The 16,609-nt window shown below is 51.2% G+C and carries 17 protein-coding genes and 1 tRNA gene; 5 read left to right on the top strand and 13 right to left on the bottom strand.

What is annotated here, in order from left to right; genetic code table 11:
- Positions 1-6: 6 nt before the first annotated feature.
- Both rdgB and hemW read left to right on the top strand, forming a co-directional pair.
- Positions 7-609, top strand: a complete 603-nt coding sequence (gene rdgB, locus IE054_RS00090; RefSeq protein WP_189403057.1) for an RdgB/HAM1 family non-canonical purine NTP pyrophosphatase — start codon at positions 7-9, stop codon at positions 607-609.
- Positions 602-1,741, top strand: coding sequence for a radical SAM family heme chaperone HemW (gene hemW / locus IE054_RS00085; protein WP_189403056.1), 1,140 nt, complete (start codon positions 602-604; stop codon positions 1,739-1,741). The genes rdgB and hemW overlap by 8 nt, the downstream gene beginning before the upstream one ends.
- A 37-nt stretch (positions 1,742-1,778) precedes the next feature.
- On the opposite strand, the gene IE054_RS00080 is transcribed toward hemW, so the two are convergent.
- The 7 genes from IE054_RS00080 to IE054_RS00050 all read right to left on the bottom strand — a co-directional run bounded on the left by IE054_RS00080 (position 1,779) and on the right by IE054_RS00050 (position 6,963).
- Entirely contained in the window at positions 1,779-2,585 is an 807-nt protein-coding gene (locus IE054_RS00080; protein WP_189403055.1) for a DUF2884 family protein, read from the bottom strand.
- A gap of 124 nt (positions 2,586-2,709) precedes the next feature.
- On the bottom strand, positions 2,710-3,219 hold the full coding sequence (locus IE054_RS00075) for a PAS domain S-box protein (RefSeq protein WP_189403054.1): 510 nt from the start codon (positions 3,217-3,219) through the stop codon (positions 2,710-2,712).
- Entirely contained in the window at positions 3,216-4,214 is a 999-nt protein-coding gene (locus tag IE054_RS00070; RefSeq protein ID WP_189403053.1) for a response regulator, read from the bottom strand. Before IE054_RS00070 ends, IE054_RS00075 begins: the two co-directional genes overlap by 4 nt.
- Before the next feature lie 298 nt (positions 4,215-4,512).
- Positions 4,513-5,235, bottom strand: coding sequence for an LrgB family protein (locus IE054_RS00065; protein ID WP_189403052.1), 723 nt, complete (start codon positions 5,233-5,235; stop codon positions 4,513-4,515).
- A 1-nt stretch (position 5,236) separates the two neighbouring features.
- A complete protein-coding gene (locus IE054_RS00060) occupies positions 5,237-5,605 on the bottom strand; it encodes a CidA/LrgA family protein (protein ID WP_189403051.1) in 369 nt (122 codons plus the stop codon).
- Between the two features lie 117 nt (positions 5,606-5,722).
- On the bottom strand, positions 5,723-6,631 hold the full coding sequence (locus IE054_RS00055) for a LytR/AlgR family response regulator transcription factor (protein ID WP_189403050.1): 909 nt from the start codon (positions 6,629-6,631) through the stop codon (positions 5,723-5,725).
- A gap of 11 nt (positions 6,632-6,642) precedes the next feature.
- A complete protein-coding gene (locus IE054_RS00050; RefSeq protein ID WP_189403049.1) occupies positions 6,643-6,963 on the bottom strand; it encodes a DUF3718 domain-containing protein in 321 nt (106 codons plus the stop codon).
- A 217-nt stretch (positions 6,964-7,180) separates the two neighbouring features.
- Here IE054_RS00050 and IE054_RS00045 point away from each other — a divergent pair, with 217 nt between their 5' ends.
- The gene (locus IE054_RS00045) at positions 7,181-7,840 is read left to right on the top strand and encodes an NlpC/P60 family protein (protein WP_189403048.1); all 660 of its coding nucleotides are present in this window, start codon (positions 7,181-7,183) and stop codon (positions 7,838-7,840) included.
- Positions 7,841-7,865: 25 nt separating this feature from the next.
- Here IE054_RS00045 and IE054_RS00040 read toward each other — a convergent pair whose 3' ends face one another.
- The 3 genes from IE054_RS00040 to IE054_RS00030 all read right to left on the bottom strand — a co-directional run bounded on the left by IE054_RS00040 (position 7,866) and on the right by IE054_RS00030 (position 10,195).
- Positions 7,866-8,195, bottom strand: coding sequence for a hypothetical protein (locus IE054_RS00040; protein WP_189403047.1), 330 nt, complete (start codon positions 8,193-8,195; stop codon positions 7,866-7,868).
- A gap of 126 nt (positions 8,196-8,321) precedes the next feature.
- Positions 8,322-9,416: a methanobactin export MATE transporter MbnM gene (locus IE054_RS00035; protein ID WP_189403046.1), complete on the bottom strand. Its 1,095-nt coding sequence runs from the start codon at positions 9,414-9,416 to the stop codon at positions 8,322-8,324.
- Positions 9,398-10,195 (bottom strand): MbnP family copper-binding protein, encoded by a 798-nt coding sequence (locus IE054_RS00030; protein WP_189403045.1) that lies wholly within the window; start codon positions 10,193-10,195, stop codon positions 9,398-9,400. Before IE054_RS00030 ends, IE054_RS00035 begins: the two co-directional genes overlap by 19 nt.
- A 68-nt stretch (positions 10,196-10,263) precedes the next feature.
- Between IE054_RS00030 and IE054_RS00025 the strand changes: the two genes are divergently transcribed.
- Together IE054_RS00025 and IE054_RS00020 are read left to right on the top strand one after the other, a co-directional pair.
- Positions 10,264-13,026 (top strand): choice-of-anchor B family protein, encoded by a 2,763-nt coding sequence (locus IE054_RS00025; RefSeq protein WP_189403044.1) that lies wholly within the window; start codon positions 10,264-10,266, stop codon positions 13,024-13,026.
- Positions 13,027-13,167: 141 nt separating this feature from the next.
- Positions 13,168-13,244, top strand: a tRNA-Ile gene (locus tag IE054_RS00020).
- A 274-nt stretch (positions 13,245-13,518) separates the two neighbouring features.
- Here the strand turns inward: IE054_RS00020 and IE054_RS00015 are convergent.
- The 3 genes from IE054_RS00015 to IE054_RS00005 are packed head-to-tail and all read right to left on the bottom strand — an operon-like array spanning position 13,519 to position 16,391.
- A complete protein-coding gene (locus tag IE054_RS00015) occupies positions 13,519-14,541 on the bottom strand; it encodes an RES family NAD+ phosphorylase (RefSeq protein WP_189403043.1) in 1,023 nt (340 codons plus the stop codon).
- A gap of 8 nt (positions 14,542-14,549) precedes the next feature.
- Positions 14,550-15,500, bottom strand: a complete 951-nt coding sequence (locus tag IE054_RS00010) for a sce7725 family protein (protein ID WP_229804947.1) — start codon at positions 15,498-15,500, stop codon at positions 14,550-14,552.
- A 3-nt stretch (positions 15,501-15,503) separates the two neighbouring features.
- The gene (locus tag IE054_RS00005) at positions 15,504-16,391 is read right to left on the bottom strand and encodes a sce7726 family protein (protein WP_189403042.1); all 888 of its coding nucleotides are present in this window, start codon (positions 16,389-16,391) and stop codon (positions 15,504-15,506) included.
- Positions 16,392-16,609: the final 218 nt, after the last annotated feature.

Below are 16,609 nucleotides of genomic sequence, written 5' to 3'. Positions count from 1 at the left end.
GAATCGATGGGATTTCCTGAAAAAATCGTACTGGCATCCGGTAATCCGGGTAAAGTCCGTGAATTCGCCAGTCTGTTTGAAACCTTTGATACCGAGGTTGTGCCACAAAAGTCACTGGGCGTAAGCGATATCCCTGAAACTGGCACCACCTTTGTGGAAAATGCCATTATTAAAGCCCGCCATGCCGCCAGCGTGACCGGACTGCCTGCCATTGCCGATGACAGCGGGCTGGTGGTCGATGCACTTAACGGCGCGCCGGGTATTTACTCCTCGCGGTTTGCCGGGTTAAGCGCCAGCGACGAGGACAATATTGACAAACTGCTGCATGAACTGGGTGATACCCAGCACCGTAGCGCTCATTTCTTTTGTACGCTGGTATTTATGCGCCATGCGGACGACCCGGTGCCCCTGGTCAGCCAGGGTAAATGGCCGGGCAGCATTCTTTCGTCGCGCAGCGGTGACGGCGGCTTCGGCTATGATCCGGTGTTTTATGTTGACGAGAGGGGCAAAACTGCCGCTGAACTGGACAAAGCCACCAAAAATGCCATCAGTCATCGCGGCCAGGCATTAGCCACCTTGCTGGATATCATGAGGCAGTCACTTGCGTAATCCCCCGCTAAGTCTGTATGTGCACATTCCGTGGTGTGTGCAGAAATGCCCGTACTGCGACTTTAATTCCCATGGTGTCAAATCCACCATTCCGGAAGCCGAATATATCTCGCACCTGCTTGATGATCTGGCCATCGATGCAAAACGCATTGAAGGACGTGAGATTGAGACCATCTTTATCGGCGGCGGTACGCCCAGCCTGTTCAGCGAAGGTGGCATGGCGCGGCTGATGGATGGCATCCGGGCGCGCGTTGCGCTGGCAGAAGGGGCTGAAATTACCTTGGAAGCTAACCCCGGGACGCTGGAAACCGATCGCTTCAGCGGCTTTCAGCGCACAGGTATCAATCGCATCTCGATAGGTGTGCAGAGCTTTCAGCCAGGTCATCTGCGCACGCTGGGTCGTATTCACGATGATGCGCAGGCCCATCAGGCCCTTGTTGAGGCTAAACGTACCGGGCTGCCAAGCTTTAACCTGGATTTGATGCACGGTCTGCCCGACCAGTCGGTTGAAAACGCCTTAAGCGATCTCAGGCAGGCGATTGACCATACCCCGCCGCATCTGTCCTGGTATCAGCTTACTATTGAACCGAATACTGCTTTTGCCTCGCGACCGCCGACCCTGCCCGATGATGATATTTTGTGGCAGATCCAGGAGCAGGGCCACCGGCTGCTAAGTCAGGCGGGACTTAAACAGTATGAAATTTCCGGCTATGCACGCCCCGGTCACGAATGCCGCCATAACCTCAATTACTGGCGCTTTGGCGATTACCTGGGGATAGGCTGTGGTGCTCACGGTAAAATAACTCATGCCGAATCCGGCCGTATTGTGCGCACCGTTAAGGTAAAGCACCCGCGCGGCTATATGGAGCTCAGCCGCCCCTACCTGGACAGCGAAACGCCTGTCGAAACCGACGATCTGGCGTTTGAGTATTTTATGAACCGATTTCGCCTGGTTGAAGCCTGCCCTAAACAGGAGATGCAGGATTTCACCGGCATGACGCTGAGTGACACCCAGCAACACGCACTGGATGACGCATGCGATAAAGGATTGCTCAAGGACAGTGCTCACTACTGGCAGGTCACCGACAAAGGCCGCCGCTATTTAAATTCGCTGCTCAGTGCCTTTGTGTAGCGATGGGTGCTGATACTGCGGCAACACAGCATGTTGCCTAGCGCCGGTTTGACTCGTCCGCCACTTTTTGCGAGGTGATGACATTATACTCTTTAAAATCCGGCACGGTGTCGCGCAGCTTTTCTTCCAGCTCGTTTAAGTGCCTGAGCTTATTGCAAAACCATTGCGCTTTATTTTTAAGCGTCGAGGCCCGGGGTTCAATGGACTCGCCCATTGCCTCAAGCTGACGGGTCAGCTCAGCAACGCGCTCACTGCTGACATCATTACTGCTGGTATTAATACCACTGATGGCAGACAGGATCCCGCCGATCGACGTGGAAATGGCTTCTTCCAGCTGCGCTTCAATCTCACTGTCGACAAATTCGTCGACACTTTCCAGCGATCCGGGACCAATAAAGTAGTGGTTGCTGGCGTGACGAAACTTGTCCTTAACCCGGTTTTTAACCCTGCCCATGGCTTTGTGCAGACGTTCATAACTGTCATGATCACTGCCAACCAGCCCAAGATAGACGTGGTCAATAGTCTCAATGGCCAGATCAACCCCTTCGGTCGCCAGCACAATCATTTTGGGCACCACATAATGCAGACCCAGCGCGTAGTCATTCAACCAGCGCTGCTGTTCCGGATTCAGAGACTGCCAGCGCCCTTCAATAAATAGCTGGGACTGATCGTTAATTTGCAGCACAGTGCGGGTTTTATCCATGACTCTGAGCTGTGAGTCATTCACAGCCAGACCGTAAGCAAAATCGATGTCGCAGGTAAATTCTGCAGACGCTTTACCCGACCAGCTTATCGCGAGCACGGCACACAGCAGTGCAAAAATTTGGGAATTTGGCAATTTCATAACATTATTGTGAACAGTCGGCCCACAAATAGGAAGAGTTCATGAGGCTAACACGCGAAAATTCAGGGTGAACAAAGGGGCGCTACGGTAACACGCCTGCAGGTCAGGAGGTAGTCGAAAACGCCTACCCCATCCCTCTGTCCGGGGTCTGTCTGGTGCGTTCCTGATCTTCGCTTATCTGCACCTGCAGGGCTTCCAGTTGCTTCTTGCCCACTGCGATATCGGTCACGTCATAAATCATCATACTGATAAACTCGACCTTGCCGTTAGCGGAGGTCAGCGGTGACAACGTGATGTTCTGATACATAAACGACTCACTGCCGGTAATGGGACGGTAGTTGGGAAACTTAAACAGGTAGGGACGTTGTTCCCAGGTCATAAATGCACGGGTCTTCAATTCGAAAACCGGTTTTGCCTTTTGCGCAAACCATTCCTGGTTGATCGAAGGAAACAGATTGAACAGCGACTTATCCCGGACCTCACTGGGCAACATACCGCTGTGACTTTCCATAAAACTGTTCCAGACTTTGACACCGTAACGGCGATCCAGCACCACAATTCCAACGTCCACGCTTTGCAGCATGTCCATCATCCAGTGGAATTCCTGAAGATCGTCTAAGGCCGACGTACTCATAGATCGTCCTCCAGCAGGTGAGACAGTTTTGAGTTCATGGTTTGCATGGACTCTTCTGTAAACAACAGGATAAGATCGCACTGCACATTGTAGCCTTCCAGCCCGTAACTGAGCTCGATGGCCAGCGTTCGCTTCCAGCGAATACGGTTCATGGCAATAATTTCGGTGATCGCCCGGTGCTGCCCCAGCACAATGGGATGCCCCTGACTAAAATTCATGTCCATCTGCGTGGCCAGTCCCGACAAACAGGTGCCGATGAGGATACTGGCCGCGTCCATCAGCAGTTCCAGTTGCAGGCGGTCATCCACTTCCTGTTTGATGTCGAGGATCTTTGCGACATCCTCAAAGCTCGAGTCGCTTAAAATACACAGGGCCTCGCCCCGTATGCCCGGCCCCAAAAACCCCTGGCATACGGCTGTTACTTCTTCGTGGCTATCTATGTCAGAGAGCATCATATGCAGCTCGCTCACCTCGATCAGGTTTACATTGGGGATGGGCAGGCGCACAAAGACGTTCATAATGCGGGCCAGGTGATCGCCCGCCTGTCCCATAGCGATATTGGTGATTTCCTGATAACAATCACGGATTTCCGGTGCCAGCAGTCTATTTTCGGCAGCGGCGTCTTCGCCCTGCTCGAGGATATGGTGCTTCTTTAACACTTCAAACAGTGTTTCCGGGTTGACCGGCTTACGAATAAAATCGATGGCGCCCAGTGCAGTAACACGCTGATGCGCTTCTGGCTGGATGTCGCCAGAAATCACAATTACCTTGGTATTAAAACCCTGCGCTCTGATTTCTTCAAGTGTTGCATAGCCGTCCATCACCGGCATATTCAGGTCCAGCAGCAACAACTGCCCCTTGCCCTGCGCGATGGCTTCTACGGCCTCTTCACCATGCCTGGCAAAGTGCAGCGCTACCTCCCAGTCCTGCGGCAGACACTTGGCAACCTGTTTTCTGGCGACCAGTGAATCATCACACACTAACACTGAATACATATGGAATTGCTACCACCCTACTCTGGAGATTTGCGCTGCGTAAATGCTAACTACTATGCCGGGCGTTGTCTGACTGTGCCAGCACGCCTCTGTGCCTGAGTCTGTTATCGACACCAAAGACGAAAACTAAACCCGGCCTGGCCGATTCTGTCTCAAGACTATCTGAAAACGGTCACTGTCGTCATTAGCCAAAAGGCTGAATTAGCCTGTAACCGTTATTAAGGCATAGCAGTATTTGTCCGCCTTTACCATTTGAAGCAACAATAACAGCGGCCCAGGCGAAGGCCCAGCCGAAGGCTCAGGCAAACAGCAGCGGTACAACCAGCGCGGTCATAATGCCGTTAACACATAAACCCAGCGTCGCCATCGCGCCGGTTTGTTCACTCAGTTGCAACGCGCGGGCGGTGCCGACTGCATGCCCAACGGTCCCCAGTGCAATCCCCTGCGCATGAGGATCATCAACCCTGACAAGCCGAAACACTGCCCCCGACACCATAGCGCCGACAATACCAGTGATAATGACAAACACAGCCGCCAGTGCCGGTATGCCGCCAATCAGTCGAGTGGCTTCCATGGCCAGCGGCGTGGTGATGGATTTCAGCAGCATCGTCAGTTGCATTGCGACAGGCGCATCAACCACCCAGACTGTAAGCCAGGCCAGCAGCGGCGCTATAACCCCGCCGGCAGCAATGGCCACAACCAAACGCCAGCCATGATGACGGATGCGTTGCCACTGGTTGTACATTGGCAGCGCCAGGGCAACCGTGGCAGGGCCCAGCAACCAGTGTAACAGCCCGGCAACGCGCTGATACTCTGCGATTGTCGTGTTACTTAACCACAATGCCGCACCTACGATCACGACCGTGAGCAGCAACGGATGCAGTGCAGGGGTCGCCCGGGCGGCATGGTGAATACGTATTGCGACAGCATACACAAAAAGCGTGACGCCCAGCCATAGCAAACCAGCAATGCTTAAGGTGTTCTGAACGACGTGAACAAGCGGGTCAAATAAGGCGTGCATGTCAGGACTTCCCCAGGCGGCTGGCGAGAATTCTGCTGGTCACCCACGCTGTCAGACCAAGGCTGACAGCGGTGGTAACCACAATAGCGATAAACAGGGATAGAGCATACTCACGGATTGGTGCAGCGTACATGCCTACGCCCATAACGGCGGGCACAAACAGTACTGACATGTGCTTAAGTAACGGCGAGGCGGCCTGCGCCACTGCACGGGAAGAGCTGCTGCGAAGCATCAATCCTGCCAATAACAGCAACAGGCCGAGCAACGCCGGCGGCAGGGGCAATGCCAGGCCAATGACCAACGCTTTGCCTGCATAGTAGCAGGCAAGAATTGCTATCCAGCCGGTCAGCCAGGTTCCAGCTCGACCCATCGCCACTCCTGTATTATTCCCATCCAGCCTGAAAGAATAAGCAGTGTACCTGACTTAAGGCCGGGTCTGCCAGCCGACTATGGTCGCAGAACCCGGGCCTGAACGAAGAGGGTTTTATCATGTCTCCGACAGTAACGGGTGTCGCTGCCAGTATGCGGCAAAACAACGACGGCTTATTTTGATGCGTGTGCCATCGGCAAGCTCAGCTACCAGCATACCGGAATCCAGCCACACTAAGTCATGCAAATAAGCCAGATTGATGACGGTAGAGCGGTTGCAGTGCGCAAAATCGGTATCGGCAAAGCGTTTGATAAGGGCGCCCAGTGTTGAGCGAACAATATGCTGGTCCTGAGTAGTATGCACGCACATATAGTCGCCGGCCGCTTCGATCCAGCGCACCTCCGATGCAGACACGCAACACCACGAGTTGCCGCTGCGCACACCGACAACATCCGGCTTGGCCTGAGCATGATGCTGACGCCGCAGCATGGCCGCCAGTGCCGCTTCACCGATACCATATTGCTGACAAAGTCCTGACTTTAAAGCCGAAAACTGACGTTGCCGGTGACGGGTCTGCTGAAGCTTAACCAGGCGGTTGCAGCATGTCGTAATCTGGCTCTCGTCCAGCGGCACACACAGAAAACTCATGGCGTGCGTAGAGAAGGCTTCCAGTGCATCTCTGTTGCCCTCGCCCAGCACAATCCAGTCGTGGCGATTGGTAATGTACTGCTGTGAGCAACGAATAGTTGGCAAGTCGGTAAATACAATGGCATCAGGAAAGCGCGAGATGTCATGGTGTAACCTGGCCAGCGCATCAAAACTGCGAACCGTCTCAAACTGCTTGGTCTGCTTTAATGCAAATACCAGTTTGTCGCTTGTGGCTGGGTTGGGGTAATAAACCAGCGCTCTCATAACCAGTTCCTCGGTCACGCCAGCTTCGTGGCCAGCTGGCGTGACGTTTGAAGAAAAACGGGCTAACCGGAACGGCGTCAGCCCAAGGCCCAGGGAGTGTCCGATGGTCTGCATGACAGAAGCCCCTATCTTTTTGCAGTAAGTACGCGGGGATCGCGACGGACTTTTCGGGCGAGGAAGTCATTGCTTGCCTGGGCGTTACTGGTGGCAGCAAAGGTCATCATATCTTCACCGTTGCACACCAGCCCATCATGCAACGCACGGTAACTTAGCCGGCTTTTTGCTACGGCACGGTGAATGGCCAGGCGGTTATCGCTTTTAATTGCCTTGCACACCGCAATCAAATCATTTTCAAGGTCTTCAGGCAGGGAGTTTGCCATCACATTGCCACTAAGCAGGGTGGCGGCCAGTAATCCGGTTAAACCAAGTGTGTATACGCGTTTCATGCTCTTTCTCCAGGTAGATACAGGGTAAGGCGATGTGGCTGCCTTTTTGTTCTTGCACTTTTACCCTAGTGAAGTTTTGCTGAACAACCTTTGTAAAAACGGTAAACCGCCGCTATTTGAGATATTGCGATAAAGACGCTATAACTTCAGATTATTAGACGCGTGCAACAGGAGTTGGTCGCACGTACGACACATTTCGATACAACAGGGATGTCACATGCTGGAAAATCAGGCTTACCATTTAGTGCGGCACGATATGCGCCCAGGCGATGTCATTGCATTTGGCGGTAATAGTCTGTTCTCACGCTGGACCAAATTAACCACCCGCTCTGTCGTTACGCACGTTGCCATTGTGATGCATACCAAGGTGCTGGACGACAGCTCAGGCCGCTATTTTAATCAGGTAATGGAAGCCACATCGCATAATGGCAAACGCGGAGTGATGGTCAACCGGCTCAGCGAACGGCTTAACGAATACGACGGCGACATGTGGTGGTTACCGCTCGGCGATAGCGCGCGGGCACTGTTTGAGCAGCATAAAACCGCGTTTTTCAACTTTATGTTTGCCCAGCAGGGAATGAAATACGATATCCTGCAGTTGTTTGGCTCGACCGTAGATGCGTTGGACAGCCACCCGCTGTTTGGTCGTCTCAGCTACAACAATGAGGACTTCAGCAGCTGGTTTTGCTCAGAGCTTATTGCAGAAGGACTGGAAACCGCCGGCGTGGTGAATGGCGTCAATGCGTCAGAGGTCACACCCATTGATGTGTGCCGCTTCTCAATTTACGACACTAAATATGTACAGCTCAAAGGCGATCTCAGGCCCATAACCGGCTTTAATTCAATGCGTGCAGACAACTGGGGCCAAATCGCGTGATCTGTCCGGGCAAGAAAAGACAGTACTAAAAAATACTGTCCTGATGAATGCGGATAAACAGTGAAGTGTCCTGCTTGCTGTAATCGACTTTGTATTCTTTACCGTTTAGCAATTGCACAAACAACAGTGTTTTTTCATCACCAAACACCTCGCTGGAGGTTACATCCACCAGCTCCAAATCCATCATCTTGGCGTCCCGCTTGTTCTCAGGGATCTTACCTTCGTATTTCTTGATACCTTTATAGGTAACAATAATTGGATGAAAGTCATCACCATTCACAATCAGAAGATCGAGTTTACGAATTTTGTGAATAATGGTGTTACGACCGCTTACCAGAAAGGGTCTTTCTGTCATTATTATCTCCGTGCTGGCTTAGCTAACGTCTTCAATTTGATGAAGATATCAAATTATGTGCAATGTTGCACTGCTTACGGCACTGATTTTAGTCACTTATTTAGCTAGAAGTAAATATCACTACCGTCATTCTGAACCCTGCGGCGGCGGGCCGTGCCGGGGGTTGTGAAGAAACTGCTGATCGGTCAGGCTGTTAAGAAAATCGATGAGGGCTTCCTTCTCTTCTGCAGTTAGCGCAAAACCTTTTATAAAAGGACTTTTGTACGGATTGGTGATCCCGTCACCACGCCCCCCGGCCGCATAAATATCAATCACTTCAGACAGCGTCGCGACGCTGCCATCGTGCATATACGGTGCAGAAACAGCAATGTTACGCAAGGTGGGCGCGCGAAACATGCCCATATCATCGGCCCGTGTGGTGACACTGGCGAGCCCCTGGTCGGATGCGGGGTAAGCACCGTGGCCATCCTCATTATACAAACCGGTATTATGAAACGGGCGAAGATCCAGCGCCTGTCTGGCATGTTTTGATGACTGCGTAAAATTCACGCCGCCGTGGCAATGAAAGCACTCCAGACGCTCTGAAAAGAACAGCTTCATACCGTCAATCTGGCGCGCGGTTAATGCCTCGTCGTCGCCCCCGTAAGCATAGTCATCAAACGGACTGGAAAACGACACCAGCGATCGCACAAAACTGGCCAGAGCCTTCACGATGCGATCCCAGCTCGCTGCAGGATCGCCATAGGCAGCATCGAACAGGTCGCGGTAGGCCTCAGTGTCGAAACGCGCCAGCATGGCTTCATCATGGCCGGTAACGCCCAGTTCCACCGGATCTTCATTAAACAGCGGGATCAGCAATTGTTGCTCAATATCGGCTAAGCCCTTGTGCGCCCAGGTAAAGTTGCCGTTATACGCCACATTAACCAGTGCCAGTGCGTTGCGTGATACTTTATCGCCCGTTGCGCCCACGGAATGTCGCCGCGGTTCGGCAAAAGCATAGGCCTGCTGATGACAGGTTGCGCAGGACTGCGTGCTGTTGCGGCATAAGGCGGTGTCGTAAAACAGCGCACGCCCCAGCGCCACCTTTTCCACCGTCATCGGGTTTTCGGCCGGTACTACAGGCTCAGGCACGTTATACGGTAGTTGCCATTGATACGGTGTCGCAGGCTGGTCGCAGGCACTTAGCAGCGCAACCAGCAGCACTATTCCCAGTCGAGCCACGGACGATGCAACAGGTTGTGCAGCAGTTGCTTGCAGACACCTTCACTGGGTGGATCAAACTTACAGCCTTCGGTTTGGGGTAATGCCACCTGAGCAACCATGGTCGACACCGACAAAGACAAATCCAGTTCGGTATCCAGCTGGGTCATGGGCAGGATCATCTCAACCCGGTTGGTAAACGCACAGGCTTTCTCTGGTGGGCGTACCGGCGCGTCTGATTCACAGCCAATGCTGCCAAGGTGATAGGAGAAATTGTGCTGAGTGTCAGGGTTGGTCAAATCAAGACGAATAAATTTGTGCCCGGCCTGCCATGACCAGAACATACTGCTGTCGTTAAGCGGTGACGGTTGCGATAACGGATTGGCGTGATTTTGTTCGAAAGGCAAACCGATAGTAAATCGCAGGTTAGTGGCCAGCTTCATCAGCTTTTCTGAAGCGTCGAGCAGTAATCGGGTATTGCCCTCAGGCGTCTCTTCGCACATGCCGTGAAACTTCAGCAGCGCCACTTTTTTCGTCTGCCAGTCATTTTTCTGAAAATTCAGCGCCTGCCAGCGCCCGTCAATCCTCACTTCCGGGTTACTGACATACACCCCCAGATAGTTAATTTGCCAGTCGCGGTTACTGACAGACATCGTCATAGGGCACACACTGTCATTCACACCACTTAAGTGAACCGGGATCTCCCCCGCCTTGCGTGAGTCGGTGAGCGGCCCGCAGCCACTGGCCCCCAGGAGGACAATGGCAACCAACGCAGCCAGTCTGATTTTGCTTATTGCCATGATAAATTCCACTGTCGTCACTTCTCTGCTACGTTATCGATAAGTAATTTATAGGATATAACGTTGATATGCGCACTTGCCTGATACTCACAATAGTGCTGCTTACAGGGACACTCAGTCAAGCAGCACATGCACACAGTGAACACGACAAGGCACGCTTTGTTGCCAGTAGCGGCAGCGACAGTGGCCGTTGTGACAACCGCTTTCGACCGTGTAAAACTATTGCCTATGCGGCCAGTCAGGCCAGCAAGGGCGATACCGTCCTGGTGGCAGACGGACACTATCCCCTCACCAGTAAGCAGGATTTATTTTACCTGGTCAGCGAACTGGTACCGGTGAAAGGCGGCTATTCACGCCTTGATCATTTTCAGGTACAAAATGCTGACGGCAATGAAACGTTTCTGTCGGGCGTCCCCGGCCGCTTCAGCGAGGCTCTGTATAACCAGGGGTTTAGTGTTATTACCGACGGCAAGTCCGGACAGGCGCAGGAAATTGCCGATTATGCCGATCATATAATGTCACTGATGAACGAGCCGCAGTCAGCAGCAGCCTGCACCAACGGCGAGTCAGCCGGCTTTAAGTGCAACAATCTGAGCTTGCTGGGTCATGTGCCGTTAAGTGAACTACCCACCGGGTCCAGTTCCGCCAGCGATATCTGGGGCCATGTTGATCTTAATACCATGCGCGAGTACGCCATCATTGGTCTGCGCCGCGGTGTGGCGGTAGTGGATGTGACTGACCCCACCAGCCCAGCGGTCATCGGCAGCATCAGCGGTACCAGCACCACATGGCGGGACATCAAGGTGTATCAGTACTACAAACATAATGCCCGCGAGTGGCGCGCCTATGCCTATGTTACCGCCGACCTGGCCAGTGACGGCCTGCGTGTTATTGACCTGAATAACCTGCCTGACAGTATTTCGCTTGCCACCACGGTGACCAGCGACCGGCGTGCGCACAACGTGTATATTTCCAACATTGATTACACCTTTAACACCGCACTGCCGGAAGGCACACCGCAGGTACACCTGACCGGCTCTGAAAATAATGGCGGCGCATGGCGCTCATACTCGCTGGATGACGCGGCTGAGCCGGAACTGGGCTTCGTGCAGTCACAAGCCTCCCGTTCCGACTATACCCATGATGCCTCATCGCTGTTTATCAGTGACAGCCGCGCTACCACCGACTGCGTAAATGCCACAGCCAGTGGTTGCAGCGTAATGCTGGACTTTAACGAAAACATGCTGCGGCTGTGGGATCACAGCCAGACAGATGATGCGGTAGAGCTTTCAAGCGAATCCTACCCCAATGCAGCGTACACTCACAGCGGCTGGTGGAGCGAAGATAGGCGCTACGTGATTGTGCACGATGAGCTGGACGAGTCGGAGTCAGCCTTAAACACTACCGTGCACTTTTTCGATATCAGTGACTTAACTGCGCCGCAACTGGTGGCCACCTGGACCGGCGACAGCAAGGCCATCGATCACAACGGCTTTGTGCGCGGCGACCGCTATTATATGTCGAATTACGAAAAAGGCCTGACCGTGCTGGATATCAGCGACCCGACCGCGCCGTCACAAATTGCCAGCTTCGATACCTTCCCCGGGTCAGACAATACCGCTTTCAATGGTGCCTGGGGCGTGTACCCCTATTTGCCCAGCGGCAACCTGCTGGTCAGTGATATTCAGGGCGGGCTGTACATCTTAAACGACGAGTCTGTCGATATGGAGACCAACACCGTGGCGCTGACACAGACCGAACTGCTCACCGGCGATGCGACTACCGTGAGCCTGACGGTAACACGTACCGGCAGTGATGCGCTGGACATCGGCTATAGCACCCTGTACGGCGCGACCACCGACACTGACATAACCCTGCAACAGGGTGTACTGAGCTGGAGTGCCGGTGACACCGCCGATAAGACCATTGAGGTTGACGTGGCCGCGAACACCGATGACGAAGGTGATGAACAATTTATGGTGCGCCTTGAAAACCCGCAGGGCGGCTCAATCCAACCAGGTAAGGGCCAGACAGTGGTCACCATCGAAGGCGCTGACAGCTTCGCCGGCTCTGCCGGGCTGGTGCGCGATAACGTGACCGTGCTGGAAACCGATGGCAGTATTGCGCTGCTTGTGCAGCGCCTTGGCGGCAGCGAAGGCGAACTGAGCCTGAGCGCGGAAATCACTGGCGGCAGCGCGAATGCCGGTGAGGATTTCACCCTGGATACACAGGAATTGACCTGGGCCGATGGCGAGACCGAAGACAAATTTATTGCAGTCTCGATAGTAAATGACGAGGATAACGAGGGCGATGAAATCCTGGTTGTGGCATTAAACGCCGCCAGTGAAAACATGCTGGGTGATATTGCGCAAACCGAAATCACCATTCGCGATGACGAGGCTAATGAAGCGCCCGTCGTTAACGCTGGTGCGGATCAGGAAGTGAACACCCGGACCAGCGTACAATTAAATGGCGCGGCCAGCGATCCGGAGGAAAGGCTTACCGGCATCGAGTGGTCGCAAACCAGTGGCGAAGCCGTGACGCTGGATGATGCTGACACCCTACGCCCCAGCTTTACCGCGCCAGACGCCGATGCGTCGCTGACCTTTACCCTTACTGCGACGGACGAATTTGGGGTGCAGGCCTCTGATACCGTAAATATTGAAGTGGTAGCCAGCGAAGAAGGCGGAGGTGGCGACAGCGGCGAAAATGGCGATGACACACCAGCACCGCCCGCTAACACTACCAGCAACAGTGGCGGTGGCGGCAGTACAGGTATCTTTGCCCTGCTTCTGATAAGCCTGGCAGCCCTGCGACGCCGGTACCGATAAACAGGCGTGCCCGTATAAGGCTGTCGAGGTTTTGTACGGGCATGTCAGATTGCGTCACAGATGGGGTGACAAGTAAAAAAAAACTGCTTATACTGCGCCCCGCTTGTGAAAACTTCCGTTTTTACAACACATCACATCAAAGGCCCCATAGCTCAGTTGGTTAGAGCATCCGACTCATAATCGGCAGGTCCCCTGTTCAAGTCAGGGTGGGGCCACCATTTTTCCTACTCTTCGACGATAGTTACTACTAACCTGTTTTGGTTGGTGCTACCTCTGTGCTACTTAGTACCTTATCACAACCTAGCTCAGCGATAATATTTTTCGCTTCAATTGTCCCTTATCTATCAACGTTATAAAGGTCTCTGTAGTTCCTCCTCCATTTCTGTATTAGAGATATACAGCTCCATCTTTGAAACTGATATCTACCTATGCTTTTGTATGTACAAACATCAATCAACATTAATGTGACCTCATTAATAAATAACAAGAACTTTAAATTTCTTCTGATATCGAAACACTTACTTGTTCAACTCGGCGCTGCCCTATCGCTCGAATAACCGCCTTTGACTGGTCAAATAGCGCAAGGTTGAATCCAGCACTTACTGAGCTGCTATAGATAACGCCGTCATACCGACTTTTCTTAATAAATTCACATAAATATTGACTTGGCGTATAGTCAAAAGCGGCAGCCATTTGTCTTACAGGGCGCGTAAGCTCATGCCCTAAACGCTCTAAAAACACCAGGTCAGTTCGCATCATTCCAATGTCTTGTTCATCTTCCAGCATAAAAGGAGATACAGACCGTCTTGGGGCTCGCAAGTCAACCAGCTTAAGTGTGTTTGGTATGTCAAAACTCGCAACGCAGGTCATGTCACCAGTATGAGGTCTGATTTCCGATATTGCCGTTTCGACGGTCGAGCCCAAATAAAGATATGGGATCCCGGCAGGATTAGCTCGACCATGAGATGCCACCTTCGAAGGGGGCGCGGACATTTCTACGTTCGTGAAAAGCTCGTCTTTTGTCTTTGTACGGGCACGAAACCATCTGTTCTGTAACTCATTGGTACCTATTGATATGTGCGACAAAAGCTCTTCAAGACGATCCAAATCAATCTCTGTCTCAGGGAAATACCTATTTTTATGCATCAACTCAAGTCGAAGCTCTTCCCATTTCCCAAGCCGGTTTGATCTATAGAGTTCTGAGGGCACAAAACTTTTACGCACAAACTCACCATCATCGAGTACATCAGCAAGTAACATCTGTACTTGAGCTATCGTCATTCGCTCGTGTGCAAATAAGCTCCAATCGTTTTTGAGTAACTCAGCTATTAACTCGCCTTGTTCACTCATATCGTAGGTATTAAGCAGAGAGGCAAATTTATCTTCTAATTCAGACGGTGCGACAAGAGCCACATTGCGAGAACCACAGTAATCACATACACCAACAGCTTCTGATAAAAATTCGATATGGGACTTGAGGCCGCTATCGCCAAAACAATTTGGACAACAGTTCATTATAAAACCTACTTGTCTTTAAAGTAGTCAGCGAGAACTTCTATGTGATGCTGCATCGAGAGCTTCTTAACGTAGCCTAAGCCAGGAAAGTGCTTTCTTGTGTGAAAGTCACGAAACTCTGCAATCGCATTTGTAGCCAGAATCTTGGAATCAGGTTCATCCAATTTGTGAATTAGTTTATTCAGGGCTTCCAGAAACTTCCCTGCGGGATCTTGCGGTGTATCCTGGCGGTCGGAGATAAAATGATAAACAAACATTGCATCATCTTGTTCATCGTCAATAAATGTTAAATGTATTGCAACCGCATAAGCAGGGCCACCACTTTCAGAATACTCATCTCCCACAATAAGAAAGTCGCCAAACCCTTGCATGTTTTCCATCGAATAAGTTGCATGCAGATCAGAGAAAAACTCAACGTCGGGATGCTCTCTGTTTTTCCGCTTTTCAAAGCCGTCACGGATCAGGATTTTCGTGGTAGCACTAAAAAAGTATTTCTGATAAAGCTTGCCCGCCTTATCGTCATAGAAACAATGAGTAATATCGTTAAGCTTATCCCCAAGAGCCTGACTTAACGCTTTTGCGTTAGAAAACCCGGAATGAATGAGTGTAAGAGCATGATTTTCATGTGTTTGGCAACAGCTCGTTGCCTCTACTAATGACATGTCGCCGGTCAGAAGTATTCCCGCAGAGACACCGTCTTCATCTTCAAAATGGTCTGCCAGAAGTTGTGTTAATGAATCTCCGTTCCCGGAATAGTCACCATGGAAAGGGTTTACGATAACAACTGCTTTCCCTCCCGCCTCAACCACAGCCTCTAAGGCTCTTTTAAGTCCATTAAGTGTTTCTTTTACCGGCTCAATAATAGGAACGAAGTTGGCCTGCGCCATTAACTCAGCATTATTTCGAATGGTAATTAGCTCATTCTGCTTACCACGAAAATAAGGATAATACATCGCCATTTTCTACATCCACTGTAACGCTTCATCTAACGGAGTATTTACCGCATCAATAAGCCTTTGTTGATCTGACTTTCTTATGGGAGTTGTTAATGCTGCAGAACGTAGTGACAAAGGAAGGTTGTCAACAACCTGCTTTAATGGCAACAGGCTACGAGTTTTTTTCAAAACCTCTACCAAGCCTTTATGTGCTTCCGTGGAGGATAGTTTAGAAAAGGCTTCTTTATACACTGCATACTGTTCGGTGTTTGGCACATCAGGGCACTCGACACTAGCTTTATTCAAAATCAGTTTTGCCTCGTTAATTCTTAACGAATCAAATATAGCAGATGAACATGTACGTTCCGGTAACTCCTGAGCTCGTCTTACCTCAGAAATATTGTGCCCACTAGTCAAAACATTTATACCTACATCTTCCGGAACACTATTTAAAACAGCATCCAGATGATTTTCGCCTGTAATGACATAAACCTTAGCAAAGACATTGCGGTACGCTGAGACCTGCTTGGTAAGCCTGGTCAGAGAGTCACGCTCTGACTTGATTTCGTAAACGGTTCCGGTGCCGTTTAAAATGACAACATCTGCTTTGCAATCACCTACTCTGAACTCTGTAAGCATCGACGCTGTATTTAAAGAGTGGCGGCCAAGCAGTACATTTTGGGTTAAAGCAGATTTATAAACGTACTCATGTCGGTTATCTTTCTTTTTCAGAATAGAGAAAGCATCCTCAAAGGCATCAGCAACGTTTCCATGTGATTTCTGAGATATTCCCCCTGCTTCACTAATCAGCCGAGCAAACAGCGGAGACTTACCTTTGCGCGCAAGTTCCTTAACAACGCTGGAAGAGAAGAGCCTGGATATGGCTGAAATGTTGTAATCTTGAGATAGGTTCACAGTAAAATATTGTTATAGCTTTTAACTACTCCATGTATTCTTCAAGTGTATTGTATAGGGTGTTAATTGCAATGAAAATACGGCTGAGGTGCGAGAGTGTAAAAATATCTGTGTAAATGGCATTCTTATCAACTCCTTAGAAGGATATCAGAATGCCATTATCAGACAAACTCATCGACCAACTGCTTGACGGCTGTGATTCACCAGAAGACATTTTA

The organism is Alteromonas halophila (assembly GCF_014651815.1).
GTDB lineage: Bacteria > Pseudomonadota > Gammaproteobacteria > Enterobacterales > Alteromonadaceae > Alteromonas > Alteromonas halophila.
Note: the sequence above shows the minus strand (reverse complement) of the source record. Positions and strands in the feature narration are given on the sequence as shown.